The 26,870-nt window shown below is 60.7% G+C and carries 22 protein-coding genes, 1 tRNA gene, 1 pseudogene and 1 riboswitch; of the genes and pseudogenes, 12 read left to right on the forward strand and 12 right to left on the reverse strand.

The annotated features are described in order from the left end of the window. The 4 genes and pseudogenes from JWR14_RS11915 to arfB all read left to right on the forward strand — a co-directional run. A pseudogene (locus JWR14_RS11915) lies at positions 1 to 1,176 on the forward strand (exodeoxyribonuclease V subunit gamma); the annotation flags it as partial. Continuing rightward, the gene (recB, locus tag JWR14_RS11920; RefSeq protein ID WP_299706381.1) at positions 1,176 to 4,880 is read left to right on the forward strand and encodes an exodeoxyribonuclease V subunit beta; all 3,705 of its coding nucleotides are present in this window, start codon (positions 1,176 to 1,178) and stop codon (positions 4,878 to 4,880) included. The pseudogene JWR14_RS11915 and the gene recB, both read left to right, overlap by 1 nt. Continuing rightward, a complete protein-coding gene (locus JWR14_RS11925; RefSeq protein WP_299706319.1) occupies positions 4,877 to 6,919 on the forward strand; it encodes an AAA family ATPase in 2,043 nt (680 codons plus the stop codon). The genes recB and JWR14_RS11925 overlap by 4 nt, the downstream gene beginning before the upstream one ends. Then, on the forward strand, positions 6,916 to 7,329 hold the full coding sequence (arfB, locus tag JWR14_RS11930; protein ID WP_299706322.1) for an alternative ribosome rescue aminoacyl-tRNA hydrolase ArfB: 414 nt from the start codon (positions 6,916 to 6,918) through the stop codon (positions 7,327 to 7,329). Before JWR14_RS11925 ends, arfB begins: the two co-directional genes overlap by 4 nt. A gap of 293 nt (positions 7,330 to 7,622) precedes the next feature. Here the strand turns inward: arfB and JWR14_RS11935 are convergent, their stop codons facing one another. The 4 genes from JWR14_RS11935 to thiC form a co-directional block, all read right to left on the reverse strand. Further along, positions 7,623 to 9,221: an L-lactate permease gene (locus JWR14_RS11935; RefSeq protein ID WP_299706325.1), complete on the reverse strand. Its 1,599-nt coding sequence runs from the start codon at positions 9,219 to 9,221 to the stop codon at positions 7,623 to 7,625. A 617-nt stretch (positions 9,222 to 9,838) separates the two neighbouring features. Further along, the gene (locus JWR14_RS11940; protein WP_299706328.1) at positions 9,839 to 10,279 is read right to left on the reverse strand and encodes a hypothetical protein; all 441 of its coding nucleotides are present in this window, start codon (positions 10,277 to 10,279) and stop codon (positions 9,839 to 9,841) included. A 258-nt stretch (positions 10,280 to 10,537) separates the two neighbouring features. After that, positions 10,538 to 10,750: a glycine zipper 2TM domain-containing protein gene (locus JWR14_RS11945; protein ID WP_299706331.1), complete on the reverse strand. Its 213-nt coding sequence runs from the start codon at positions 10,748 to 10,750 to the stop codon at positions 10,538 to 10,540. Between the two features lie 361 nt (positions 10,751 to 11,111). Continuing rightward, a complete protein-coding gene (gene thiC, locus JWR14_RS11950) occupies positions 11,112 to 13,043 on the reverse strand; it encodes a phosphomethylpyrimidine synthase ThiC (protein ID WP_299706335.1) in 1,932 nt (643 codons plus the stop codon). A 296-nt stretch (positions 13,044 to 13,339) separates the two neighbouring features. After that, a riboswitch (TPP riboswitch) is annotated at positions 13,340 to 13,468 on the reverse strand. 386 nt (positions 13,469 to 13,854) lie between these two features. Here thiC and JWR14_RS11955 point away from each other — a divergent pair. After that, positions 13,855 to 14,970, forward strand: a complete 1,116-nt coding sequence (locus JWR14_RS11955; protein ID WP_299706338.1) for an EamA family transporter — start codon at positions 13,855 to 13,857, stop codon at positions 14,968 to 14,970. Positions 14,971 to 15,528: 558 nt separating this feature from the next. On the opposite strand, the gene JWR14_RS11960 is transcribed toward JWR14_RS11955, so the two are convergent. After that, on the reverse strand, positions 15,529 to 15,669 hold the full coding sequence (locus tag JWR14_RS11960) for an entericidin A/B family lipoprotein (RefSeq protein WP_031363847.1): 141 nt from the start codon (positions 15,667 to 15,669) through the stop codon (positions 15,529 to 15,531). A gap of 390 nt (positions 15,670 to 16,059) precedes the next feature. Beyond that, a complete protein-coding gene (locus JWR14_RS11965) occupies positions 16,060 to 17,466 on the reverse strand; it encodes a sensor histidine kinase (RefSeq protein WP_299706345.1) in 1,407 nt (468 codons plus the stop codon). A 233-nt stretch (positions 17,467 to 17,699) separates the two neighbouring features. Here JWR14_RS11965 and JWR14_RS11970 point away from each other — a divergent pair, with 233 nt between their 5' ends. The 5 genes from JWR14_RS11970 (at position 17,700) to JWR14_RS11990 (ending at position 20,175) form a co-directional block, all read left to right on the forward strand. Then, complete coding sequence (locus JWR14_RS11970; protein ID WP_299706348.1) at positions 17,700 to 17,876, forward strand: DUF1328 domain-containing protein; 177 nt, start codon at positions 17,700 to 17,702, stop codon at positions 17,874 to 17,876. Between the two features lie 193 nt (positions 17,877 to 18,069). Further along, the gene (locus JWR14_RS11975) at positions 18,070 to 18,231 is read left to right on the forward strand and encodes a DUF1328 family protein (RefSeq protein ID WP_075643714.1); all 162 of its coding nucleotides are present in this window, start codon (positions 18,070 to 18,072) and stop codon (positions 18,229 to 18,231) included. Between the two features lie 141 nt (positions 18,232 to 18,372). Continuing rightward, positions 18,373 to 18,966 carry a ferritin-like domain-containing protein gene (locus tag JWR14_RS11980; protein ID WP_299706351.1) on the forward strand — a complete coding sequence of 198 codons (594 nt, stop codon included), beginning with the start codon at positions 18,373 to 18,375 and terminating at the stop codon, positions 18,964 to 18,966. A 127-nt stretch (positions 18,967 to 19,093) separates the two neighbouring features. After that, positions 19,094 to 19,726 (forward strand): response regulator transcription factor, encoded by a 633-nt coding sequence (locus JWR14_RS11985; RefSeq protein ID WP_299706354.1) that lies wholly within the window; start codon positions 19,094 to 19,096, stop codon positions 19,724 to 19,726. A gap of 14 nt (positions 19,727 to 19,740) precedes the next feature. Beyond that, entirely contained in the window at positions 19,741 to 20,175 is a 435-nt protein-coding gene (locus JWR14_RS11990; RefSeq protein ID WP_299706357.1) for a response regulator, read from the forward strand. Positions 20,176 to 20,218: 43 nt separating this feature from the next. Here JWR14_RS11990 and JWR14_RS11995 read toward each other — a convergent pair whose 3' ends face one another. The 3 genes from JWR14_RS11995 to JWR14_RS12005 all read right to left on the reverse strand — a co-directional run bounded on the left by JWR14_RS11995 (position 20,219) and on the right by JWR14_RS12005 (position 22,358). Next, positions 20,219 to 21,445 carry an MFS transporter gene (locus tag JWR14_RS11995; protein ID WP_299706360.1) on the reverse strand — a complete coding sequence of 409 codons (1,227 nt, stop codon included), beginning with the start codon at positions 21,443 to 21,445 and terminating at the stop codon, positions 20,219 to 20,221. 193 nt (positions 21,446 to 21,638) lie between these two features. Further along, on the reverse strand, positions 21,639 to 22,010 hold the full coding sequence (locus JWR14_RS12000; protein ID WP_299706363.1) for a nuclear transport factor 2 family protein: 372 nt from the start codon (positions 22,008 to 22,010) through the stop codon (positions 21,639 to 21,641). 263 nt (positions 22,011 to 22,273) lie between these two features. Next, positions 22,274 to 22,358, reverse strand: a tRNA-Leu gene (locus tag JWR14_RS12005). Between the two features lie 417 nt (positions 22,359 to 22,775). On the opposite strand from JWR14_RS12005, the gene JWR14_RS12010 reads away from it, so the two are divergent. Beyond that, entirely contained in the window at positions 22,776 to 23,357 is a 582-nt protein-coding gene (locus JWR14_RS12010; RefSeq protein ID WP_299706366.1) for a TMEM175 family protein, read from the forward strand. 54 nt (positions 23,358 to 23,411) lie between these two features. Next, positions 23,412 to 23,876, forward strand: a complete 465-nt coding sequence (locus JWR14_RS12015; protein WP_299706369.1) for a metallophosphoesterase family protein — start codon at positions 23,412 to 23,414, stop codon at positions 23,874 to 23,876. Positions 23,877 to 23,974: 98 nt separating this feature from the next. Here the strand turns inward: JWR14_RS12015 and proP are convergent, their stop codons facing one another. The 3 genes from proP to argA all read right to left on the reverse strand — a co-directional run. Next, positions 23,975 to 25,441, reverse strand: a complete 1,467-nt coding sequence (gene proP, locus JWR14_RS12020; protein WP_299706372.1) for a glycine betaine/L-proline transporter ProP — start codon at positions 25,439 to 25,441, stop codon at positions 23,975 to 23,977. A gap of 654 nt (positions 25,442 to 26,095) precedes the next feature. Further along, positions 26,096 to 26,371 carry an oxidative damage protection protein gene (locus JWR14_RS12025; RefSeq protein ID WP_299706375.1) on the reverse strand — a complete coding sequence of 92 codons (276 nt, stop codon included), beginning with the start codon at positions 26,369 to 26,371 and terminating at the stop codon, positions 26,096 to 26,098. A gap of 92 nt (positions 26,372 to 26,463) precedes the next feature. Then, positions 26,464 to 26,870, reverse strand: a 407-nt coding sequence (gene argA, locus JWR14_RS12030; RefSeq protein ID WP_299706378.1) for an amino-acid N-acetyltransferase, incomplete at its 5' end; no start/stop codon positions are given.

Consider the following 26,870-nt stretch of genomic DNA (forward strand, 5'->3'; position numbering starts at 1 on the left):
GCGCTGATCGACGAATTGCTCGACTATCTGGAGGAAACGGTGGCGGGCGAGGGTGCATCGCCGAACAAGCTTGCGAGCGCGCGCAGCCGCTTCGTGTTCGAGCATCCGTTGCAGCCGTTTGCGCCTGAGTACTTCAGCGCGCCGTTGTTCACCTACGAGCCGGAGCGCGCGGAACTGGCGCAGGCGCTCGCGCTTGGCAAGATTGAACCGGCAATGAAATTCTTCAGTGAACCGTTGCCGGCAGAAGAGGTGGAACCCGTTGCATTCGATGACTTCGAGCGTTTCTGGCGTCATCCGGCGCGCGCCATCTTGCGTGATCGGCTCGGCATCTCACTCTTCGACGCTGAGACCGAACTCGGCGATACGGAACCGTTCGAGCTCGAATATCCGGGCCGTGCGGCGCTGGCCGATCGCGTACTACCCGCGCTGCTTGCGCTCACCGCTGACAATGAAGCGCGCGGGCTCGATCGTGCGAGGCGGGTCGCGCGTGCGAGTCCCGAAATGCCAGGCGGCGCGACGGGCGGTGTGTGGCAATCGCGGGAAATTGGCGCGTTGCATTCGCTTGCCAACCGGGTGCGGGTCGCGACAGGAGAAGGCGCGGCGCGCTTGCCGTTCACGCTGGATATCAAGCCGCATTGGCCGGACGCCGAGTTGTTCGGCCGTCACGACGCTACGTTGCAAGCCAACGCTTTGCAGCCGCTGCAGTTTCACGGCACGTTGAATTTGCTTACCGATGAAGGCCAGATCATTTACCGATACGACGTGCCGCGCGCCCGCGATTACCTCTCCGCATGGCTTGCACATCTGGCCTATTGCGTCGCGTTGCCTGATGGCCCGCGACGTACGGTGTGGTCCGGTCGCGGTGCGCAATCGAGCGGTTTCGAACTGACCCCTGTAGACGATCCTCACGCGCACTTGGCAACCCTTGCCGCGCTGTATCGCGCCGGGCGGCGCTTGCCGCTGCGGTTTTTTCCGAAGAGCGCCTGGACATGGGTCAAGGAGAGTGAGTCCAAGGCGCAGGGTGTGTGGATATCGGACCGGACGCGAGGCGAATCCGACGATCCCGCGTTACGCATTGCGTTTCGCGGTGCTGAACTGAGACTCGATGAAACCTTTGCCACGTTAGCGAGGATCGTCTTCGAACCGTTGATCCAGCACATGCGGAGCGAGGCATGATGCACACCGAATCGCCCACACTAACGGTCGACACGGCCGACGAACTCGACGTCTTCGAATGTTCGCTCGACGGCGTGAACCAGATCGAGGCGTCAGCGGGAACGGGCAAGACGTGGAACATCTGCGCGCTGTACGTTCGCCTTCTGCTTGAAAAGAAGCTCGCCGCGGACGCGATCCTGGTGGTCACGTTCACAAAAGCGGCCACGGCCGAACTGCATGAGCGCATCCGCTCGCGGCTCGTCCAGATCGCGCACGCAATGGAAACTGGTGACACTTCGGGCGACGCGTTCCTTGAGCGCCTGTTCGAGACTACGCTCGAACGCGTTGATCCTGATGAAGCGCTCAAGCGCATCAAGATTGCCCTGCATACCTTCGATCAGGCTGCCATCCACACGATCCACGCATTCTGCCAGCGTGCATTGCAAGAGGCGCCATTCGCTGCAACCATGCCGTTTGCGTTCGAGCTGGAAGCTGACGACAGCGCGTTGCGCTTTGAGATTGCAGCGGATTTCTGGCGTGAGCGGGTCGAGCCGGCGGCAGCGCGGGATACATCGTTCGCGGCCTGGCTCGTGAGCAAGGGCGCGGGACCGGCATCGCTCGACGCACAGCTTTCGCGCCGGCTGAAAAAACCGCTTGCCACTTTGCGCTGGGGTGAGTCAGAGCTCGCCCACCGCGAGGACGCACAAGCGTTGTTCAATACTGCGTGCGCGGTGTGGCATGCCGAACGCGACACCATTGCGCAGTTGCTGATCGACGCCGAAGCGAAGCTCAGCAAGACCACGCACAAACGCACGCTGATCGACGCGGCAATTGCTGCATGGTCCGACTATTTCGCCGACAACGATTGTCACGCCGCACCGCCGAAAGAAGCGCTGAAGCTCACGGCGAGCGCGTTGAAGAAAGGCACGAAGGTGAAGAACGAGCCACCGCTGCATCCGTTCTTCGATCACGCCGAGACGCTTGCTGCCGCCGCTGCTGCCGCGGAAGCGGCGCAGCGCGCGGCATGGCTTGGCATCGTGCGCGAGTGGCTCGACTACGCGCCGCTGGAGCTGGCGGTGCGCAAGCGGACGAGGCGCGTGGTGTCGTTCGACGACTTGCTGTCGAACCTGTATCAGGCGCTGGATGCCAATCCGTGGCTTGCCGATGCACTTCGGGCACGTTATCCGGCTGCGTTGATTGATGAGTTCCAGGACACGGACCCGCTGCAGTTTGCCATCTTCAACAGCATCTTCGCGCCGCAAGGGCCGTTGTTTCTGGTCGGCGATCCGAAGCAGGCCATCTACAGCTTTCGCGCCGCCGACCTGCACACGTATTTGACGGCGCGCAAGCAGGCATCGGCGAGATATACGCTTGCGGTGAACCAGCGCTCGACTGAGCCGATCATCGATGCCTGCAACCGCATTTTCGGTGCGAACCCGGCGGCGTTCATCCTCGACGGATTGACGTATCAGCCGGTGCGCGCAGGCACGCGCGAGCGCAAGCCTTTTAACGACAACACAGCGTCGGCCGCGTATTCCGATACCGCCGATTTCTGCGTGTGGATGTTGCCTCAAGGCGATTCCGCGCTGTCGAAAACGAACGCCAACCGCCAGGCGGCGGAGGCCTGTGCGGCCGAGATCGTGCGGTTGCTGCGCGGGGCTCAAAACGGCGAAGTGACGATAGGCGACAAGCCCCTGTCTCCCGGCCAGATTGCTGTGCTTGTGCAGACACATCGGCAGGGCAGTCTCGTGAAACGGATCCTCGCAAGCTGGGGCGTGGGCAGTGTGGAACTGGCGCAGGCATCGGTATTCGGTACGTTCGACGCGGAGCAGATCGAGCGATTGCTGGCCGCCATCGATACCCCCGGCGACTTGCGTCGCTTGCGCGCAGCGCTCGCAACTGACTGGCTCGGGCTTGATGCCGCCGCGTTGTGGAACATGGAGCATAGCGAGGCCGTCGAAGGCTCCGCCGCAATCGATGCCATGAGCTGGGTCGAACGTTTCTCGCGCTACAGGATGCTGTGGCACGAACGTGGTTTTGCGGTGATGTGGCGCACGCTCGCGCGTGAGCTGCTGCTCGCGCAACGGCTGGTTGCCGGGCCGGACGGCGAGCGCCGCCTGACCAATGTCGATCATCTGGCCGAGTTGATCCAGGCGCGTGGTGCCGTTCAACCTGGCATTGCGCCCACGCTGCGCTGGCTGGCCGCGCAGCGCGCGGAGCAGGGCGGCGGAGAAGACGCGCAGTTGCGCCTTGAGTCCGATCGCAATCTCGTGCAGATCGTCACGGTGCACAAATCGAAGGGTCTGGAATACGCGGTCGTGTTCTGTCCATTCCTGAACGATGGCGCGTTGCGTGACCCGCCCTCCACGGGTCTGCCCGATGCCCGTGAATATCACGACGACGGCACGGCCATATTGCATTACGGCTACACCGACGAAGAGGGTGAGCGCGCGTCCGCACTCGCCACGCGCGAACAGGCGGCCGAACGCGCGCGGCTCGTGTATGTGGCGCTCACGCGCGCTGTGTACAAGTGTTATCTGGTCGGAGGCGTGTATCTGATCGGGAAGTCGGCGAAGGAATCGCGGCGCAGCGTGCTGAACTGGCTGGTCGCGGGCGCTGGCCATGCGTTCGGCGATTGGCTCGCTGAGCCGCCCGAAGAAGACGACGTGATCGGAAGTTGGCAAGCGCTTGCGACGGGCTCCATCTCCGTCGAGCCCTTGCCCGTGATCGACGTGCGTGAGCCGCTCGTGGTGAACCGCGACGCGGGGTTCACACCGCAGCCGCGAACCAGTCGTCGCGTGTTGCGCGACAGTTGGCGGACTGCCAGCTTCAGCTCCATGATTGCGGCTGGCGCGCGTGAGGAATCGAATCAGGCCCAGCCTGCCGATGAACGTCCTGACCACGACGAGCGTATCGATGCAATCGCGGCGCTTACGCCGGTGACGGCAATCGAAACGCCGTTGTCTCCAATCCAACCCGGCGCGGACGATATTCTCTTATTCCCGCGCGGCCCGTCGGCGGGTGAATGCCTGCATCGTATGTACGAACTCGCCGATTTCACTGACTCCGCGAAGTGGCCCGAAGCGATCGAGCGCGCGTTACATGAGCATCCCATTCCAGTTTCAACATTCGACGTGCTGGCCGCCGACCTGCCCGCGATGATGGCGCGTCTGCTCGCCGATACAGTTGCAACCGAACTCGTGCCTGGCATGCGCCTCGATACCATTCCGGTCAAGCGGCGCATGAATGAACTCGAGTTCCTGTTCCCGGCAGAATCGCTGGATTTTACGGCGTTGCGGCGTGTGCTCGTCGCGCATGGCTTCCCCGACGTCGCGCTGGAAGCCGGAACCTTGCGTGGCTTCGTCAAGGGATTCATCGACTTGATTGTCGAACATGAAGGGCGTTTCTGGATCGTCGACTGGAAGTCGAATCATCTTGGGCTGACACCCGCCGACTACAACGAGGTAGCTCTCCACGCCGCAATGGCCTCGCATGCCTATCATTTGCAGGCGCTCTTTTACACGGTCGCGCTGCATCGTTATTTGCGCTTGCGGCTGCGTGACTACGCGTTTGAGCGGCACATCGGCGGTTATTTGTATTTGTTCGTGCGCGGCGTACGACCCGATTGGCGCGATGGTGACAGGCCAGCGGGCGTGCATGTCGGCAAGCCATCGCTGGAACTGATCGAGGCGATCGATCGACTGATGCAAGGAGTTGCCGCATGAACGCGCCCGACCTGACTCTTGTCTCTGACGAGAACATTGCGCTCGCCGACGGATTCGCGCGCCGGATAGGCGGGTTATCGAAGCGCCTCCAGGGAAACGCCGACAACGTACGCTGGGCTCAGCGCGCGGCGTTTGCAGTAAGCCGCGCGACGACCCAAGGGCACGTATGTATCGCGCTCGATGCACTCGCGCAACGGTATGGCGAAACTACGTCTACGGTACATGCCGCGTTGCTTGCAAGCGGCGTGGTCTGCGATGGCCATGAAGCCGCCGAAGACCTGCTTCCTCTCGTTATAGATTCGAGCCGGCGTATTTATCTTGCCCGCTATTTCGACTACGAACGACGGCTCGCGCGTGCGCTGGTCGAGCGTGCCCAGGTGTCTGCTGATGCGCCCGATCCGGCTGAATTGAAAGCGCGTGTAGGGCGCTATTTCGCGCCGTCAGAGAACGACGATGACAACATCGACTGGCAACGCGTGGCCGCGCTCGTCGCATTGTCAGGGCGTCTCACGATCGTGAGCGGTGGTCCGGGAACGGGCAAGACAACGACGGTTGTCGGCGTGCTCGCTTGTCTGCTCGACGAAAACCCGGCTTTGCGCATCGCGCTTGCGGCGCCCACGGGCAAGGCGGCGCAGCGTATGCAGGAGGCACTGGTCGAACGCGCCAGTGTGTTGCCGCCGGAGCTGGCTGAGCGTTTGCCACGCACGTCGTTTACGCTGCAGCGTCTGCTTGGCACGCAGGCGAACGGGCGCTTCCGGCATCATCGCGACAATCCGCTGCCGTTCGATGTGATCGTGATCGACGAGGCGTCCATGATTGACGTCGCGCTGGCCGCGCATCTCCTCGAAGCGGTCGCGCCCGGCGCGCGGCTCGTAATGCTTGGCGACAAGGATCAACTTGCCGCGGTGGAAGCAGGCGCTGTGTTCGCTGAACTGAGCGCGAGACCGGTTTTCAGCGATTCAGGTGCGGCGCGAATTGCTGCAGCGCTGTCGATGCCGCCAGATCAGTTCATCGCCGCGTTACCGGGCGACCGCGAAGCTGACGCGGATGGTCAGGCCGCGCAGCCTGAAATCGAGCCCATGTGGATCGACGAACCCGGTTATCTGATCCCGGACGCCGGCAACGAGGCTTACGAGGTGTTCGCGGGCTTGCCCGAAGTCGACTGGCATCCGGTAGCGCCCGTTGCACTCGATCAAACCGCGATAAGTCCGTTGACCGATTGCGTCGTGTGGTTGCAGCGCAATTATCGGTTCGGCCTGGATTCGGATATAGGCAGATTGTCAGTTGCCATCCGTCGCGGTTCTGTCGACAACGCGCTGGGCGCCTTGACTCTCGGCACACAAGACAACCAAGGCAGCCCGACGAAAGCAGCTTTGCTTATCGACGACGCAGGATCTCATCTCTCAGAGCGCACGCTGGCGCACCTGAACGCCGGTTTCGAACCGTACGCGCGAACGCTCGCCGAAACGCTCGAAGGGGGAACCGGGGCAGCACCGCTTTTCGATGCGCTCAACCGCTTTCGTATTCTCGCCGCGACGCGTCATGGGCCGCGTGGCGTCGATGAAATCAACGCGCGTGTATCGGCGTGGGTCCGGGCGGCTGCATCGGTCACCCTGAGTGCGGGCGCTCAATGGTTCGCGGGGCGGCCGGTGATCGTGACGCGCAATGACTACGCGCTGGGCGTGTTCAATGGCGATATCGGTATCGCGCTGCCGGCGGCCAGCGGCGCCATGCAGGTCTGCTTCCGGATGGCCGACGGAACGCTGCGGATGCTCTCTCCCGCTGCGTTGCCGCCGCACGACACGGCATTTGCGCTGACGGTCCACAAATCGCAGGGCTCGGAATTCGATCACGCCGCGTTGGTATTGCCGAGCGCGTTTGGACGCATATTGTCGAGGGAACTGGTTTATACGGCGATCACGCGGGCACGTAGCCGCATCGATGTGATCGGCTCGACGGACGTCTTCGCGCAGGCCGTCCGTACACCTACGCGGCGTGACTCGGGTCTGGCCGCGCGCATTGCGGAGGCGGCATTGTGAATCATACGATCGGGTATGTGATCCAGCCGAACGAGGTCGAGCTGAGCGCCGTGCGCGCGCAGGGGGCGGGCGGGCAGAATGTCAACAAGGTGTCGAGCGCGATTCACCTGCGTTTTGACATCCAGGCGTCGTCGCTTCCGGAAACGATCAAGATGCGCCTGCTCGCATTACGCGACAGTCGCATCACGCGAGACGGGGTGATCATCATCAAGTCGCAGGAACACCGCACGCAGGACATGAATCGCGCGGCGGCGCTTGCGCGGCTCGACGAGATGATCCAGCGCGTCAGCGTGACACGCCGTACGCGCGTGGCGACGAAACCCACTCGGGCGTCGCAATTACGAAGGGTCGATGGGAAAGTGCGGCGAGGCGCGGTGAAGGCAACGCGGGGACGCGTAGTGGGGGAGTGAGGCGCAGTTAGCCTGTCGCATACGGCGATCCGCTTCGGCTAGCGGTGAACGATTGAGGCTGCCCTTCGCCGGCGTAAGTCCCGATCCGGGCGGCCAGACCCATACCGACTCGTAGCGCGTATGCGCCGCAGGTTGAACGGCGGTTCCTTCCACCGGCATTCGCGCGCGACAAAAGCCCAACGCATCTGCGCCGGCGCACGAAAACCGTGCCCCGCCACCCGCATCCACGGATGACGGGAACACCAACGTTCAGCACAACCCTGCAAACAACGAGCAGTTCGCCCGTTTTCCCTTCAATGCGGAATCATCCACGTCAGCACATTCTGCTGCAGCCAGACCAGCACGCCGAGCAGCACAGTCAACAGAATGGAGTGCTTGAAGGTCTTCGCGAAAACCACGCCTTCCTTGCCTTTCAGTTCGGTGGTGGCTACACCGGTAGAGATGTTTTGCGGCGAGATCATCTTCCCCATCACGCCGCCGGATGAATTCGTCGCGGCCATCAGGATTGGATTGAGATTGAGCTGCCGTGCCGCGACCACTTGCAGATTGCCGAACAGCGCATTGCCGGAGGTATCGCTGCCGGACAGGAACACCGCCACCCAGCCGAGGAATGCCGACACCAGCGGGAAGAACGCCCCCACCGACGCCACGCCCAGTCCCAGCGTGTAGTTCATTCCCGAGTAGTTCATCAGGTACGCCAGTCCGACAATGGTCGCAACCGTCAAAATGGCGATGCGCGTCTGGACCCACGTATCCACGATTGACGCACCGAATTCGCTCGCGGGCAGCCGCACGATCAAGGCGGTGATGATCGATGCCAGCAGGATCGCAGTGCCGGTGGCGAGCGGCTGGAAGTCCCAGATCGCGCCGTAAGGCTGGTTATAAAGCGTGATGAAGACGGCGTTGTGGAGGCCCGGCCACGGCACCTTGACATCGCCGATCAGGAAGATCTTTGCGATCGTCCACACGATCACGACCACCGATACCACGATCCATGGCACCCAGCCGTGGCCCCCGGAAAGCTTGCCGCGGACCTGCGCTGCCCGATCCACGTTGACGGCGAAACGCTCATCGTGGGCAGGTTTCCACACGCGCAGGAACGCAATCGTGAGGATCAGCGACACCATCGACGCCAGCACGTCGGTCAGCGAGTAGCTGATGTAGTTCGACGTGACGAATTGCGTGAGCGCGAACGTCCCGCCGGCCACCAGCAGCACCGGCCAGATCTTGAGCATGTTGCGAAAGCCCGCATACACGCCGATCACATAAAACGGCAGCAACAACGCGAAGAACGGTAACTGGCGGCCGACCATCTTGGCTAGCAGGTCGGGGGAGAGATGGGTCACGGCGCCGAGCACGGTGATCGGCACGCCGAGCGCGCCGAACGCGACCGGTGCAGTGTTGAAGATCAGCGTGAAGGTGAGCGCTTCGAGCGTCGGAAAGCCGAGCAGGATCAGCAGCGAACTCGTGATGGCGATCGGTGTGCCAAATCCGGAGATGCCTTCCAGCAGCGCGCCGAAGGAGAAGCCGATCACCACCAGCACGATGCGCCGGTCGTTCGGGAGGTTGTCGATCATCCATATCCGGAACGCTTCGAAGCGGCCGGAGCGTTGCGCGATGTTGTAGAGCAGGATCGCGGTGAAGACGATCCACATGACTGGCCAGACGGCGAACACGGCGCCCGCCGCGACCGAATCAATCGCGAGACCCACGGGGAAATGCCACACGGCGATGGCGATGACTATGCCAACGATCAATCCGGCGAGCGACGCTTGCCAGGCAGGCCGGCGCGCCCAACCAAGCAGGATCAGCACGACTGCGATAGGCAGCACCGCGACGAGAAAGGACAAGCCGAGCGAGCCGCCGACAGGCGTCAGAATCTGATGAAACATATCGTCTCCTGGTCTTATTTTGATGGTTATGTTGCTGAACGCGTGGCGTTCCCCGGTCATGGCGACCGGTGCTGACAGCCCCGTGAGCTTCGTTCGCCTTGCAAAAAGCGCGCCGCCGCCCGACGCATGGCGGTAACTAAGCGCTTGCCTAATGCGTCTGGACTAAGGATAGGGCGAGGATGGCGCACGTCAAGGAAGGATTAACCATACCCTTGGGGGTGGTCATAAGCTTCAGCGGGTTAAGGATTCGTGTATTTCTGGCGGGTCGGTCTCGGGTGAGTCGTGCGAAACCGAGCGCAATACCCAGACGGAAATTACACCAAGACAGGCGGCAAGCCAGAGTAGGACCAGCGCGAAGACCAGCATGATGAGAATTCCTGCAGCGGCAGCGTCCGGAGTGGCGCTGCGAACAGGTATATCAGCGAAAATCGTGCCATATCACGTCGACTGCTATAGAGCCGACCGTGCCGCGCTAGCCCGGCGCGATCGGACGCTGCGAACAACAAGCGCGCAAAACATAAACCGCGCAGTTGCAGCGCGGTTTATGTGAAAGGGTTACATCGAACGGGTAAGGCTCGCCCAAGGGGAAACGCGGAGGCGAGCATTCAGCGATGCCTTCAGTGCCGATAATAATGCCCGCGCCCACCGCCACCGTACCAGCCGAAGCCGACCGACAGCGAAGAGCCGTACCCGTACGCGGGATAACCATAGCCACCGTAATAGGCCGGGTAAGGTGCGTAGACCGGATAGCTCGGGTAATAAGCGGGATACGGCGCATAGACGACAGGCGGGGCCGCGGCGTATTGCTGCGTCGTTGACGCATACGCGGACGTCGAGGTGTTATCGGCGCCTTGATAATTCTGCTGCACATAGCCGGTGTCAGGCACTCCTGTTGGCTCGACAGGAATTTCTTGCTGCGTTTGTGCTGTGCTGACTACCGGGGCGCCCGGGTAGGCTGGATACGCCGGGTAATAACCATACGAGCCGTACGGCACGACATAACAAGCACTCAAGCTCAAAGCGCCCACGAGGGCGGATAGTGCGAGCTTTGGGCTCATGGTGCGACTCCTCATTGCGTCGAAACGCGACCGTTCGAATGAACGGGATGCCAGGAGCCTAGCGCATCGCCGAAATGCGGGAAAGTACGGGGGCGTTACCCAATGTTTCGATCGGTTTCACTGAACGGGATTGTGGGCGCACCTAAGCATTGAGATTCGTCGCTGCCCGATCACCGCGGTGTTTTAGCGCGGCGACCGGGCAAAACGGTTCGGACAAAAAATCATCCGATACACTGACGTATCAACTTACCTGCCAACTTACTTGCCGACCTGATTCCCGATCAGGCCGCCTGCGGCTGCGCCACCCACCGTCGACAGCGCGTTGCCGCCGATTGCCGCACCCGCCACGCCACCGACGCCCGCGCCAATGGCGGTATCGCGTTGACGGGTGCTCATTTGATCGCATGCAGACAGGCCGCCGAGAAGTGCGGCGATGAGAGCAGCAGCGCCAATCTGTTTGATCTTGTCCATTTCAACTCTCCAAAAACGATGAATCACGAAGGCGTAACGGGTTGCTGTCAAACCGGCGAGGCTCCGGATTGCACATACCCACATGCCGCACATGGTTTGCGCTGAGCAGATGAGCCTGACTGTCCACGCCCAACCCGGCGACGAAAAGACAGTTCCTGCCGATTCTTTCAACATAGAAGCAGAAACGGTGCCCGACCATCGCATTCAGCAGACAAATGCGGGATTGCGCGGCCTCCAGATCTTCTAAACCCTTCAAACGAAAAAGCGGCCTGTCGCACATGACATGCGACAAGCCGCTTTTATTCGTCACCGGATCCTCGCGCCTTTGCGGGTGCCCGGCTTGCTCGTTGCCTGCTCGTCCTTAAGTGCGCTGGTAAATCTCAGAGCCCTTCTTCACGAACTCGATCGCCTTCGTTTCCATGCCTTGCTTAAGCGCCTCGATATCCGATACTCCTTGTTTCGCCGCATATTCACGGACGTCCTGGGTGATTTTCATCGAACAGAAGTGCGGGCCGCACATCGAGCAGAAATGCGCGACTTTGGCTGAATCCTTCGGCAGGGTTTCGTCGTGGAATTCGCGCGCCTTGTCCGGGTCCAGTCCGAGGTTGAACTGATCATCCCAGCGGAATTCGAAGCGCGCCTTTGACAACGCGTTGTCCCGCACCTGAGCACCCGGATGACCCTTTGCCAGATCGGCCGCGTGAGCCGCGAGCTTGTACGTGATGATGCCGGTCTTCACGTCGTCCTTGTTCGGCAGCCCCAGGTGTTCCTTCGGCGTGACGTAGCAGAGCATGGCCGTGCCGAACCAGCCGATCATCGCTGCGCCGATCCCCGATGTGATGTGGTCGTAACCCGGTGCGATATCCGTGGTGAGCGGCCCAAGCGTGTAGAACGGCGCTTCGTCGCACCAGTCGAGTTGCAGGTCCATGTTCTCCTTGATGAGCTGCATCGGCACATGGCCCGGAACTTCGATCATCACCTGCACGTCGTGTTTCCATGCGATCTGCGTCAGCTCGCCGAGCGTCTTCAGTTCGCCGAGCTGGGCTTCGTCGTTGGCGTCGTAGATCGAGCCGGGACGCAAGCCGTCGCCAAGCGAAAAGCTCACGTCGTAGGCCTTCATGATTTCGCAGATGTCTTCGAAGTGCTCGTACAGGAAGCTTTCCTTGTGATGAGCCAGACACCATTTCGCCATGATCGAACCGCCGCGCGACACAATACCCGTCATGCGGTTCGCGGTCATCGGCACGTAGCGCAACAACACGCCGGCGTGGATCGTGAAGTAATCGACGCCTTGTTCCGCCTGCTCGATCAGCGTGTCGCGGAAAATTTCCCAGGTCAGGTCTTCGGCCTTGCCGTTGACCTTTTCGAGCGCCTGATAAATCGGCACCGTGCCAATCGGCACCGGGCTATTGCGGATGATCCACTCGCGCGTTTCGTGAATATGCTTGCCAGTCGAGAGATCCATGACGGTGTCGCCGCCCCAGCGGATGGCCCAGGTCATCTTGTCGACTTCCTCGCCGATGGAGGAGGTCACCGCCGAATTACCGATGTTGGCGTTGATCTTCACCAGAAAGTTACGGCCGATGATCATCGGCTCGCTTTCGGGGTGGTTGATATTCGCCGGGATGATCGCGCGGCCGCGGGCAACTTCCTCGCGCACGAACTCTGCCGTGATTTCCTTGGGCGCGTTCGCACCGAAAGCCTGGGCGCCGAACGCCTGGCCGGGATGCTGGCGGCCCATCATCGTGGCGAGCTTTTCGCCGTTCGGGCCGCTCGTACGCAGCGATTCCAGATATTCAGCACGGCGCTGGTTCTCGCGGATCGCGATGTATTCCATTTCCGGCGTGATGATGCCCTGGCGCGCGTAGTGCATCTGCGAGACGTTTTTGCCCGGCAAGGCGCGGCGCGGCGTGCGATGCAAACCCTTGAAACGCAGGTCGGCGGTTGCCGGATCGGCGGCGCGCTCGCGGCCGAAGCTGCTTGAGAGGCCACCGAGGGACTCCGTATCGCCGCGTTCTTCGATCCAGCCCTGGCGTACGGCCGGCAGACCCGAGCGGATATCGATCGTGGCTTCCGGGTCCGAATACGGGCCGGAGCAATCGTAGACATAGACCGGCGGATTTTTTTCGCTGCCGAAACTTTCGTTGGTATCGGATTGAGTGATTTCCCGCATCGGCACGCGGATGTCGGGGCGTGAGCCCGTCACGTAGATCTTGCGTGAATTGGGCAGCGGCGCGATGGCGGCAGCGTCGACGACAGCGTCGTCGGACAGGAATTTCGGATTGGCATTCATGCGGCTCTCCTGTGTCGACCGGCGTTAGCGTGTCGGCCGGAGTTGGCCCTTAGTGCCTGCTCCGGTCCCATACGCTTCTTCCGGTCCCATGCAGTTGGTTGCTGTGGGGACGGATGTTTCCCAGCCGGCCGGCGAAAAAAGGCCACGCGCACGAAATTGCGCCAAATGGCACGAGACCGCACGAGAAACGGCTGAGTCAAACGCTAGCGACGGGAGACCGAAGAAAAACAGAGAAGGAGGCGAGCGGACTTGGCGGGGAAACGCGAGGAGGAGATAGACCCTAAAGACCCCAAGCGCTGCGAAATCCGAACGCTTCCCTGCGCTGGCATTATCCAGATCAGGTTCAAAGGGTATTTCTCACCCGCGACACACGGACAATCCGGTTACGGATTGCGATGTGCAGCGCAGGACCCCCGCGTTAGCAGCCGCAACAATACACCTCGCCGTAGCGTGTTGGCAACCATCTGTAACACTCCCGCGTGCGTGTGCATTGCTTACTGCATAATGGCGACCACCGTGTTTTCCCGGATTCGGTTCGATATTTTTCACCGAAACGGTCCGGCAAACTCTCGGCGGCTCATGCCGGCTTCTCAAGCCGTTAGCGAGCTTCGGCACGTGTTGCCCGACCCCTATTTCTGCTTCCGACATGTTGTCCTGCCTTGCCCGTTTTGCCGCGACCCTCGAGCGGCATGCGCGCCGTTCTTCGCTTCCCCTGGTTTCGGGTGAAGCGAAACCGGCGGTTTTCAGCTTGCCTGCAAGCTTGGCCGTTTGGCCGGCTGACGTCGTAATCATCCTCGTCGCGGAGTAACGGATGTCTACACCGCTGCCGCCGCCGCGATTGCCGGATGCCGATTCGCCATCACAACTGTTCGTGCCGCCGCAGTCGCAGCCCTTGGCCGACGTGCTGCCGTTTCCGCATGCAGCCGCCGACGCGCCATCGCCATCGCCATCGCCGGACCTGCTGGCGGACGTGACGAGCCCGCAATCCCTGGCCGATATCCCCGCGCGTCGCCCGTTCAATCTTCCCGACCATTTCCCGTTCCGGCTTCCCGCAACTCGCAGCGGCCGCGTGGCGCTTGCCCTTTGCGTGGTGTATCTCGTATGGGGTTCGACCTACATGGCGGTGCATCTGTCGCTGGAATCGTTCCCGCCGTTAATGCTGTCCGGGTTGCGCAACCTGTTCGCCGGCATTGGTTTGTTCATCTTTGCTGCGCGCCGGGACCCGGTCTGGCCGACTTTCGCCGAAGTGCGAAACGCCGCGGCCGTCGGAACGTTGCTGGTGGGATTGTCGAGCGGGATGCTCGCATTTGGCATGCGCACGGTGGAGACCGGCACGGCTGCCGTCATGGTGGCAACCGTGCCGTTGTTCGCCACGGTTATCGCCGCCATTGCAGGCCGCAAAGTGGCGAAAGGTGAGTGGGTTGCCGTCGGGCTGGGGCTGGTCGGAATTGCGTTGCTGAATCACGGTGATCCTTCATCGGGTTCGACCGCCGGCAGTCTCGCGATCCTGTGCGGCGCGCTCTTCTGGGCGGGCGGCTCGTTTCTCGCGGGGCGTCTGAAGCTGCCGTCTGACCTGCTGGTATCGACGGCGTTGCAGATCAGCCTTGGCGGCGCGATGGCGACGATCGTTGCGTGGGTGTCCGGCGAACGTATCGTGAGCATGGGGTTCACGCCGTTCATGGCTTACCTCTACCTGATGCTCGTCGGCTCGATGGCCGCGTATGTCGCGTATGCGTACCTGATTCGCCACACGAGTCCGATTATCGCGAGCAGCTGCATGTACGTGAATCCCGTGGTGGCCGTGGTGATAGGCGCGCTGTTTCTCGGCGAAGTGATCACGAAGTGGACCGTGATGGCGACCCTCATCATCCTGGCGAGCGTGGCTTTGTCGTTCTGGTTTGATTACAAAAGGCGCGGGCTGGTTTGAGGTTCAGCGCGACAACTGGCAGTTCAAAAACGGCGGACCGTTTCGGAGCCTTCCGGAGACCCGGGCTGCCGTTTTTGGTGAACTGACCGGGTTGCCGGGCAAGCACGGGATCTCGGGCGACCTTGTTTAACCGGACAGAGCCGTAATTTGACATCGATTCATGTGCGAAATCCTCGAGCGACCAACGTCATAGAGCCTTGAAAACATTGGCTTCGACCCATTTATCGCTGAACTTCGTATCGAGAAACAGCATAAAACTCGAGTTATAGTGCGGCGCAAAACTCTAATTATGGTCTGGAGTCCGGAGCGAATCGCGTGGCCGTACTCATCGAAAACTGGCTGCTTCCCTGTTAACCGAAGTGCGCTCGCGGCTCTTCAGCTGACACACAAAAAAAGAACCTCCGCTGGGGGAGGTTCTTTTCGATCGTCGTTTTGATCGGATTCTGCGACCCGTTCCGTTGCCGGCACGTCGTCACAAAGCCCGTGAGCCGATGAAGACAGCGTCAACAAATTGCCGGCGGTCACTCACCGCCAACCCTCTGTCGCCCGCTTTGTCACTTACTCGGCGTTGTGCTTATCGGCCGAATTCGTGATGGCGTTGCCGCCCTTCGAAAGGTCCTGGCCGGCGCCAGCCACCGTGTTGCAAGCTGCGAGTGCGGCAGTTCCGGCGATCAACAGCAAAGCGATAAGTCGAGTCATGAGCAATTCCCCTTGAGTTTGATGCAGGTACGCTGGCTGTTCGGCCATGAAAGCGTACCCGATGTTCGAATCCTGGCCACCCGATGTCCAGCAGCGAAAGCGAAAGCGGCTGCAAAAGCAAATGCCAGACACGTCGTGGCCTTGGCTACGACCGATCCTTGAAGCGGTTTTGCCGGGATTGAACCAGCAACGAAATCCGCGGCGACTACCTCTGCGATCGGCCACACCGGTCTGATGAATCATAAAAAACTGCGCGTTCGTAAGCTGTAGGCGCGGATGTTTTTATCGTGTAGGCGCAGTCTGCAACTTGTGTCGGCGCCGTCCTACAAGCTCAATGCGGGCGTCAGAGAGGAGCCGACAGTCGATGGACTCTTAATCCACTCATCATCCTTACGCGTCGAAGTTACGCGAGCGGGGCATAGTGACACGGATATCGGTACCGTGCGGCTCACGTCGTTCAATTTCGATACGCCCGCCGCGCGCACTGACTCTCTGGCGCATCCCCAGCAGTCCATGCGTGTGCGTGCGCTGCAGATCCTGTGGGCGGATGCCGACGCCGTCATCGGCTATATGCATTGATACCCTCTCGTCATCCAGCGCCAGCGCAATCGACACGCTCGATGCCCGCGCGTATTTGGCCGCGTTCGTCAGCGATTCCTGCGCGACCCGGAACAACGCGATTTCGACTTCTTCGCCGAGCTTGATGTCGTCATCGGGGAGCGCGAGTTCGAGCGTCCAGCCGGTGCGTTGCGCGGTTTCATCGGCGAGGGTGCGCAATGCCGTGACCAGCCCGAAATTGGCAAGAACGGTTGGCCGCATGTCTTCGATAATCCGCCGCTTCAACGCAATCCCCTGATCGAGATTCGCAAGCGCACGGCCAAGTTTCTCGGCCATCGCGGGCTCGACACCCTTGAGCTTGTTGTTGACCCAAGCCACATCCATCTTGCTGGCCGTCAGGATTGAACCGAGTTCATCGTGCAGTTCGCGGGCAAGCTGGGTCTTCTCGTTTTCACTCACCGATTGCAAATGCCACGCGAGCGCTTCAAGTTGCCGCGTGCGGTCGAACACCAGTTGGTCGAGCTCTTCTTGCTGCGTAATCAGCTTTTGCTGCACACGGTCTTGCTTGTCCAGCTGGATACCGAGATTGCGAAACAACAGCAGGAACAACACGATATTCAACGCGCACAAGGCGCCCACGCAAAACGTGGAAATGCGCTGGTCGGCGCGGCTCGCGTCGAGTGCGGACTGCGCCCGTCGTTCTTCATTCAGACGCAGCAGGGCGAGCGCGCTGTCGAGGATATCGGTACTCGATGCACTGTCGGAACCCGAGCGAGCAGCGAGTCCCGAGCTGATTCGCGCATCGAGGATCGCGCTGACCTGCTTGAAACTGGCGAGCGCGGTGTCGTCTGCTTTGCGCCGATAGTACGCATCCAGCGACGCAACCGTTTGTTTGATCCTCGCTGCCGCTGCGTTGTAGTGGACGGTGTAGGTGTTATCTGGCGCCAGGCGGAACGCGCGTTCATCGGCAGTCAGCGACGCGATGTCCGCCGCCAGCGCGGTCAACTGCGTGGTGGCGCCTTTCGCGTCGAGCGCGGTCTCGTATTCCGAGGCAATCCGCATGCGGCCGGACTCGAGTATCACCAGGCCGCCAACGGTAATCACAATGGCTACGGTCATCGCTACGGCCCAACTCCAGCGGCGCATCCAGCCGTTCAGACGCGCGCTGAACCGGGTAGCGCGCCGCGTGATGCCCGCTGCCGGATTCGCCGCGCCGCCTTCGTGCAAAGAGGAAGTCATAGGAAGCTGCCGGGTTTTCTGTCCGGCCAGTGTAACTTTTCACGCCGTACCAGGCTGATCGAATTACGTTGATAGCGCTTGATTGGCGACAGGCCGGATTAGCCCGAAGTGAATTGAAATTGAAAGCGTTTGTCGGTGAAGTCCTACACGAAAAACGGCGTGCATCCAGATGCCGCCTCATGACTGCCTCGCTAACATCCTCTTACTAGTCCATCCTTATTGGGGAACCCATCATGTTGAAGTGGGCATTGTTTTTCGCCATCGTCGCCGTCGTCGCGGGCCTGCTCGGCTTCACCGGCGTGGCCGCGGGCGCGGCCAGCATCGCGAAGTTCCTGTTCGTGCTGTTCCTGATCTTGTGCGCGGTATTCCTCGTGCTTGGTTTTATCGTGACGAAAAAAATAGTCGATTAGCGGTCTTAATCACCGTTACTTAAAACTGTTTAAAGCTACTTAAAGCTCGCACGCTCCGGCTGGCTTTGCCTGAATCCTGTTCTGCGGGTGGCCGACTCCACGCCTTACGGCAATCGTCCACCCGAGTCATCCCGAAAGCCGGATTCAGTGCTCGATCCGAAGCCTATAAGAACCAACAGGAGGGAAGATCGCCATGCTTCATTACGCCGTTGTTTTTTTCGTCATCGCCATTATCGCGGCTGTGTTCGGCTTTACCGGCATTGCAGCAGGCGCTGCAGAGATCGCAAAGATCCTGTTCTATATCTTTCTCGTGGTTTTCGTTGTTACGTTGCTGCTGGGCGTCTTCCGAACGTGACATTCGCGAGCAGGCACGCCGTATGCGAGCGGTGACGAGAGTGACTGCGGACGGCGGTCCGCGCCTTTATCCAGCGAGGCCGCCGTCACGAACCCGTCGAACCGCCGAACAAAAAATCCATTCTCTTTCTGGAGCACATCAATGTCGAAATCCTCTGCTGTAAAAACTGCACCCGCACAATCGAAGGAAGCCGGCGGCAAGTCGGATCCGTTCGTACTGGACATGGAAAAAATTCGCGCCAGCGCGCGTCAGCACATGGACGATGGCTCGGTCACGTCGACGTATGGCGCAGACAAAGAAGTCGTGCTGAAGCTGTTGAACGACTCACTCGCCACGGAGATTGTCTGCACGCTGCGCTATAAACGCCATTACTTCATGGCGAAGGGCATCCATTCGGAAGCTGTCGCGTCGGAATTCGCGCAGCACGCGACTGAAGAGCAGGAACACGCCGACACCATCGCCGAGCGCATCGTCCAGTTGGGCGGCGAGCCGAATTTCGCACCCGACAGCCTCGCGTCACGCGCGCATTCCGAATACAAGGAAGGCGCCAATCTGATCGACATGATTCGCGAGAATCTGATCGCGGAACGCATTGCGATCGATACGTATGCTGAAATCATTCGCTACCTCGGTGAAAAGGATGTCACCACGCGCCGGATTTTCGAAACGATCCTGGCGGTCGAGGAAGAGCACGCCGACGACATGGCCGACTTGCTCGATGGTCTCGACGGCTGATTGTGCGTTGGCCGTAAAAGCGCGGTAGAAAGAATGCTGAAGCTCCAGGACGGCGCGCGGCGGGATGATTCCCGCCGCGCGTCGCCGGTACAATGATTCATCATAAAAATGGCCGCAGGCAGCGCAGATGATTCGAGTGTTGATAGCGGACGATCACGCCATTGTGCGAAGCGGATTCCGGCAATTCGTCGCCGATGAACCCGACATGGAAGTCGCCGCCGAAGCGTCCACCGGCGACGAAACCATCGCGCTCGTGCGTGAACGCGCGTTCGACGTTGTGTTGCTCGACATCGCGATGCCGGACAAGAACGGTATCGACACCTTGCGCGTGATCAAGCAGATTCGCCCGGAGCAGGGCGTGCTGATGCTGTCGGGTTATCCGGAAAGCCAGTACGCGATCAATTTGCTGCGCGCCGGCGCCAATGGGTATCTGAACAAGGACGCGGCGCCCGACGAAATCGTGCGCGCCATTCGGACGGTGGCCCGGGGCCACCGCTACCTGTCGGAATTTATCGCCGACGCGCTCGCCGACAAGCTCGAAAAACCCGCCACGGAGCGCCCGCACGAAGCCTTGTCCGAGCGGGAGTTCCAGATTTTCTGCAAGCTCGCGGGCGGCCAGATTCCGACCGAAATAGCGGAGGAACTGCATTTATCGGTGAAGACGATCAGCACATATCGCGCGCGTGTTCTTGAAAAAATGCGGCTCGCGAACAATGCCGATCTCACGTATTACGCGATCAAGAACGGTTTGATCGAGTAAGGAGGATGCCGGCCGTGGGCCAACATACGATCGTCGACAAAACCGGTCTCGCGCATAAGCGGCCACTGAGCGTGCTGTTGATCGAAGACTCGCCGTTGATCCGGCGCAGCCTGGTGGAAGCGATCGATGCGTCCGGCGAACTGCAGGTCACCGCTTGGGCGGACACGCCCGAGACGGCGATCGGGCTGCTGGAAGCGCAGAGCTTCGACGCGATCATTGTCGATCTGCAACTCAAGCACGGTTCCGGCGTCGAGGTGCTGGCGTACTTGCAACGCACCGGAATGACCGAATCGACCTTCGCCGCCGTGCTCACCAACCATGCACTGCCGGCGTACCGCGAGCGCTGCCTCCAATACGGCGTGCGCCACTTCTTCGATAAATCCCTGGAATTCGATCGCGTTCTCGACGCGTTGCATCATTACGCCCGAGCGCGGGATCAATCGGAATAGCCGGGATCAGAAGCGGGATTGATCGCGCGGGCACGCCAGCCTTTCAGACCTCTGGCACGGCGCTTTTCGAACGGCTTCGCGAATGGCTCAAACCGGCAAGCCCGGTGGCCGCGAGTCCCGCGATACATACGCCGACCCATCCGAACGTGTGCCATGCCAGCGACGCAACAGCCGAGCCCACCGCTCCGCCAATGAAATAGACCACCATATAAACGGTATTCACGCGGCTCCGTGCTTCCGGCTTGAGCGCGTAGATTCTCGATTGATTCGATATCTGCGCGGCTTGCACGCCGATATCGAGCACGATCACGCCGATCACCAGGCCCACGAGGCTGCGTCCCGATAGCCCGAACACCACGAACGAGGCGGCCACAAGGACGATGCACAGCGACACCACGGCCCGCGGCCCGCGCTTGTCCGCCGACTTGCCGGCGAGCGGCGCGGCCAGTGCGCCTGCTGCACCGACAATGCCGAACAGGCCGGCTGCCTGAGGGCCGAGATGGAACGGCTCGCCCGCGAGCAACAACGTGAGCACTGACCAGAAGATGCTGAACGCCGCGAACAAGGCGCCGCCGGTCATCGATGCCTCGCGCAGCGCCGGCGACTCGACCACGAGATGCCACATCGACACGAGCAACTTCCCGTAGGGCAGGGTCGAAGTCGGCTTGCTGCGCGGCAGGCGCACGACCACGAGTACGGCGAGCGCGATGGTCGCGGCCACGGACGCGCCATACACGGCTCGCCACCCGAAATACTCTGCGACGAAGCCCGAGACCGTGCGTGCAAGCAGGATGCCGATCAGCAAGCCGCTCATTACCGTACCGACCGCATGACCGCGTTGCGCCGGCGGCGCGAGTTCGGCGGCGAACGGCACGGCTTGTTGCGCGATGGTCGCCACAATCCCGAGCGCCAGGCTCGCGGCGATCAGCACGCCGAGCGTGGGCGCGGCTGTTGCCGCGACGAGCGCGATGCCGAGTGCGGCCAGTTGCAGAAGAATGATCAGGCGGCGGTCAAAGCGGTCGCCGAGCGGCGCCAGCAGTAACATGCCGATCGCATAGCCGAGTTGCGTGACGGCCGGCACCGCGCCGATCAGCCCCGCACTCTCCGGGAACGACGCACGAAACGCCGCAAGCAGCGGCTGATTCGTATAGATATTAGCGACCGATACGCCTGCGATCGTCGCCAGGACGAGCAGCGTTGTCCGCGAGTAATGTTGATGCGGCTGGTGGTGCGGGGCGTTGGAATTTGAATCGGTGGCGGCAGCGGACATGGGCGGGGGCTCGAGGATTCAACGCATGAAGCGAGCCGCTGATGATACTAAAGACGATGGAGGTCCGCTGGCGGTGCGGCCGTCGCAAGTGACGCGAGTTGCAGCGTGTGCAGGGTCAGCCGTTACCGGGGTAAGTGGGTGCATTCATTGACGCGTCGACGCGGCCACGTCTTCCGGACCTGCCGCAATGCATTTATTCCGTCGCGTCGGTGCTTGATTTCAGCGGGTATTTTTCAGCGAGATCCGCCGGTGTCAGCCACTGGAACGTCTTGATCTGGTCGCCTTCGAACGTGCATTCGACGGCTGCCGCTATAGGCACCGATGTCAATTTGATGGGGGTCACGCCCACGGGTGGAATCTGTTTGATGTAGCTGCCTTCAACCACCACGCGGGTGCCTTGGTACGAGACGCGCGGTATTTCGTAGCTCAGCTTGGGCTTGGAGGCCGGGTAGGTCTCCACCATCTTGGCCTTGCACTCCTGGCCGTTGCGGTACGGGGTCGTGCAGCCTGCGGTGCAGGTAAGGACGGCAGCAGCGGCCACCGCATAAAAGGTTCGATGTTTCATGATGGCTCGCGCTAGGTGGGACGCGCAGTCTACTTCAGTCAGTTAAGCGAAGACAGGATGACTGGCGGTTTCGGCATCGATAAAACGGGTCTGCAGGTCCGCGATCGGCGCTTCTTTCGTTCGCTTTCTCGTTTCCTTTGTCGTTTCCTTTCAGCCAGGCCAAATGAAATCCGGGAATAGCGCGCAACGGCGTAGAACCGCTTTTGTATGAATATACAGTGATCATCGCGTTGATCTTCAGGGACGTTCAATCAATCTGACGCTGGTAGCGGGGACCGGACTTGAACCGGCAAGCCGTTAGGCGGCGGATTTTAAGTCCGCTATGTTTACCAATTTCATCACCCCGCCAAGCGGACGGGATTCTACCATCGGATGGCCGGCGGGCCAATCCAGACAGGCGCGAGCGCCCTTGTCTGGGACTCGGGCCGGCAATTCTCGCAGCCAGGGCAGGGTTGCAACTCCTGCAATGGCTTCATTCCTCCGTTCCAGGGTAATGTCCGGCGTTCCCTGGTGGTTGGGTGCATTGCATTTCATCGATACACCAAGCGGTCCTTTCTCTCTTTCACGCTAAATCGACAACGCCAGGTTGCTCGCGCATAATTTGCTGCGCGCGGCAGGGGCGGGCTGTATCAGGGGCATCCGGGTCTCCATGCGGAGTGCCTCGCTTCAGGGCCGGCACGCCAGCACCTGCGCGCCAGATTATTGGGCTTGGCGCCGTAACGAGCGATCACAAGAAACCACAAGAAAGCACGAGTGAGGGAGAGGATGGGCACGAATCGGATCGAGGCATTCAGCGACGGCGTGATCGCCATCATCATTACGATCATGGTGCTGGAACTCAAGGTGCCGCACGGCGCCGATCTGGCGTCGCTCGGCGCGCTTGGTCCTGTGTTTTGCGCCTACGTGTTGAGCTTCGTGTATGTCGGCATCTACTGGAACAACCAACATCACCGGATGCACGCAGCCAAACGTGTCAACGGCAGTGTGCTGTGGGCGAATCTCCACGTGCTGTTCTGGCTATCGCTGTTCCCGTTCACTACCAACTGGATGGGCGAGAACCACCTGGCGTCGTTGCCCACTGCGCTCTATGGTTTCGATCTCTTCATGACGGCGGTCGCGTGGTACATCCTGACGCGCGCGCTGATCGGCCTGCATGGCGCCAACTCAATGCTGGAGCGGGCAATTGGCGCGGATCGCAAGGGAAAAATCTCGGTGGTGCTGTATCTCGTCGCCATCGCCGCCTCATTTTGGGAGCCGTGGGTTGCCGCAGCCATATACGCGATCGTTGCGATCGTATGGCTCGTCCCGGACCGGCGCGTGGAGAAAGTCCTGCTGACGGAAGAGTAACGGCCTGCGCCAAGAGTGCTACGCTCGGGCCATGAAGTCCTGCGAGCGAAGCCCATGTCATCTGTGATCCGCATTGGCATCATCTCCGATACCCACAACCTCGTGCGCCCCGAGGCGCTCACGGCTTTGCGCGGCTGCGAGCACATCATTCACGCCGGCGATATCTGCAATCCCGCTGTCCTCGATACGCTCAACGAACTCGCGCCCGTCACCGCGGTCCGCGGTAATAACGACTCGGGTGCGCGGATCGATGACCTGCCGGAAGCGCTGACGTTCCATATCGGCGCAACCGCGATTCATCTCGTTCATGACATAGCGGACGTTCCGGAGCGACTCGACGGCATTGACGTGGTCGTCACCGGGCATTCGCACAAGCCAGCAATCGAACGCCGCGGCACGGCGCTTTTCGTCAATCCGGGAAGCGCTGGGCCGCGTCGATTCAAACTGCCGGTGACGCTCGGCATCATGCTGATCGACAAGGGCGAGGTGCAAGTCGAGATCGTGCAGCTGATCGAGTGAATGGCGGGCCGGCGTTGGCTCCGCTTTGAGCGACAAGCAAAGAGGCCATCAAGCGTTTGCTTGATGGCCTCTTTGTTCAACAATCACATTGATGACCGTTATGCGTGTGCGGTTGCTTCCGGCATCCGGTCGTCCATTTCGGCTGCTTGCCGAACACCGCGCAGCACGGCATGCGCTTCCGAGCGCGAACCCACGCACGGCGGCGAACCCTTCAGCGGCTTCCTGGCTGTTTCATGAAGCGCCAGCACCGAGACAATCCCGATCACCGATGCCCCCATCAGGTAGTACGCCGGCATCATCAGGTTTCCCGTCGACGAAACCAGCCACGCGGTGACCAGCGGCGTCGTGCCGCCAAACAGCGAAACCGACACGTTGAAGCCGATCGCGAGCGCGCCATAGCGGATCTTGGTGGGGAAGAGCGCGGGCAATGCCGACGGCATGGCGCCGGTGAAACACGACAGCAACACGCCGAGGATCAGCATGCCGCTGAAAATCGGCAGCATGGTGCCCATGCGGATCAGGTTCAGCGCGGGTATCGACAACAGCAGCAAGCCGACGCATCCAAACAGCATGACTGGCTTGCGCCCGACCTTGTCCGACAGATGGCCGGCACCCAGCGTCATCGGCATCATCAGCACCATCACGAGCAGCACAATGAAGAGCCCATGCGTTTCGTTGAATTTCAGCGTGGCGGACAGATAACTCGGCAGGTACGACAGCGCCATGTAATCGGTCACATTAAAGATCAATACCAGCCCGACGCATTGCAGCATGGGCCGCCATTGCTTGACCAACATGTCGCGGAATTGCTCTTTGGGCGTGCTGTGCGCTTCGCTTTCGCGCTTGTCGGCTTCGCGCTGGAATGCTGGCGTTTCTTCAAGCTTCAGCCGGATATACAAGCCGATTATCCCCATCGGTCCGGCAATCAGGAACGGAATGCGCCATCCCCAGGAGAGCAGCGATTGCTCGGACATCGTCGCGGTCAACACGGCAACACATCCCGCGCCCAACACGTAGCCGACAAGCGTACCGAACTCGAGAAAGCTGCCCATGAAACCGCGCTTCTTGTCCGTCGCAAATTCCGCGATAAACGTCGCTGCGCCGCCATACTCGCCGCCCGTTGAAAATCCCTGGACCAGACGCGCGACGAGCAGCAGGATCGGCGCAAAAATGCCGATGCTCCCATACGTCGGAATCAAGCCGATACAAAACGTGCCGATCGCCATCATGATCATGGTCATCGCGAGCACGCGCTTGCGCCCGATGCGGTCTCCCAACGGTCCGAACACCATGCCGCCAAGCGGGCGCACGAGAAACGCCGCCGCGAAGGTCCCGAACGTGGCGATCAATTGCGCGCCCGGATTGGCCGACGGAAAGAACACTTTGCCGAGCGTCACCGCGATATAGCTGTAGACGCCGAAATCGAACCATTCCATTGCATTGCCGATTGCCATGGCGCCGACTGCGCGCTTGAGCAGCGATTTATCGACGATGGTGATGTCGTCGAGCGACAGGTCTTTTTCGGGTTGGGGTTGTCGCCATAGGCCGTCGTTCGGTATTGCCATGAAGAGAAGCTCCAGGTTTGTTGCCGAGCCGCCCACGGGACGGTTCGGCGTGCGCATGAGCGCACGTTGCCGGGAAAGTGCAGTTTCGCGACGAGGCGAGTGTCAGTGCGTGCACTGAAGGTCACTGAATGCGATTGGCCGCACGGTGAGCGCGTGGAAAACGCGCTGACAGTGTCTCGATGCAAAAAGCCAATGCTGACGCCTCGCGGCGATGTCGCGAAATGGCACTTCGTGGATGGTGCACAGGTGCACGAGTACTACTCGGTGCTACGGGGATAGATGGCTGGACGCAGCTAAATTGAGCAACGGAGGCGCGAGGAGTGCATGAAAGCGCGGCAGTCCGGTTGCGTGCTGTGTCACGGATTGAGAAGGCTTGAGAGCAACTTGTCCACGGGCAAATCCAGACCTGTGGAAGCCTCCACAACCACTCGCCGATATCTCGAATTAGCGCTTGAACGAATGCTTCAGGCGCGTCATTGCTAAGAAATTGACTTTGAATTGCAGTTGGAAAGACGAAGATGATAGCAGAATGCAAGACGATGCGCAAACCGGGGTGTTGAGAAGGGCACTCTCGCCCGTATGGGCGACTCCCTCAAAAATAAAAAGCCGGCCTCGAAAGGCCGGCTTTTTATTGCCAGAAAACAGCTCTTCCGATCAGCTCGGCGTCGGTGGCACGTAGCCTTGAGCGGTATCGGCGCCTTCACCGAAAAAGTACTTTTCCGTCTGCTTCAGCAGGTACTGACGCGCCCGCGGATCAGCCATGTTCAGGCGGTTTTCGTTGATCAACATGGTTTGCTGCTTGAGCCAGCCTTGCCATGCTTCCTTCGAAACCGTTTCATAGATCCGCTTGCCGAGTTCTCCCGGCAGGGGCGGAAAGTCGAGTCCTTCGGCTTCCTTGCCGAGTTTCGCGCATTGAATCGTTCGGGCCATCTGTATTTCTCCTGTAGCGGGGTAACTGGACGCCTCTCTCCGGGCCGCGCACGAGTGCGCCTTGAAACCGGACGAACACGCCTCGAAATAAGTTAGAGCTGCTTCATCAGCACAAGCGATTTACGTTGCCAGTTGTAGAGCCGGCGGCGGTCTTCGGGCAGGTCGTCTACAGTGACCTTCACGAATCCGCGTTTGAGAAACCAGTGCTCGGTGCGCGTGGTCAGCACAAAAATATGCGTGAGGCCGCGCGCTCGCGCACGCTGTTCGACCCGCTTGAGCACGCGTTCACCGTCGCCGGAACCTTGCGCTTCGGGCGAGACCGTCAGGCAGGCCATTTCGCCGATACGTTCCTGCGTGTACGGATAAAGCGCCACGCAGCCGAACAGCACGCCATCGTGCTCGATCACCGAGAAATGGTCGATATCACGCTCAATCTGATGCCGGCCGCGCCGCACGAGCGTGCCGTCCATTTCCAGCGGTTCGATCAGCGTCAAAATCC

This window comes from Caballeronia sp. (assembly GCF_028292365.1).
In the GTDB taxonomy this organism is placed as follows: domain Bacteria; phylum Pseudomonadota; class Gammaproteobacteria; order Burkholderiales; family Burkholderiaceae; genus Caballeronia.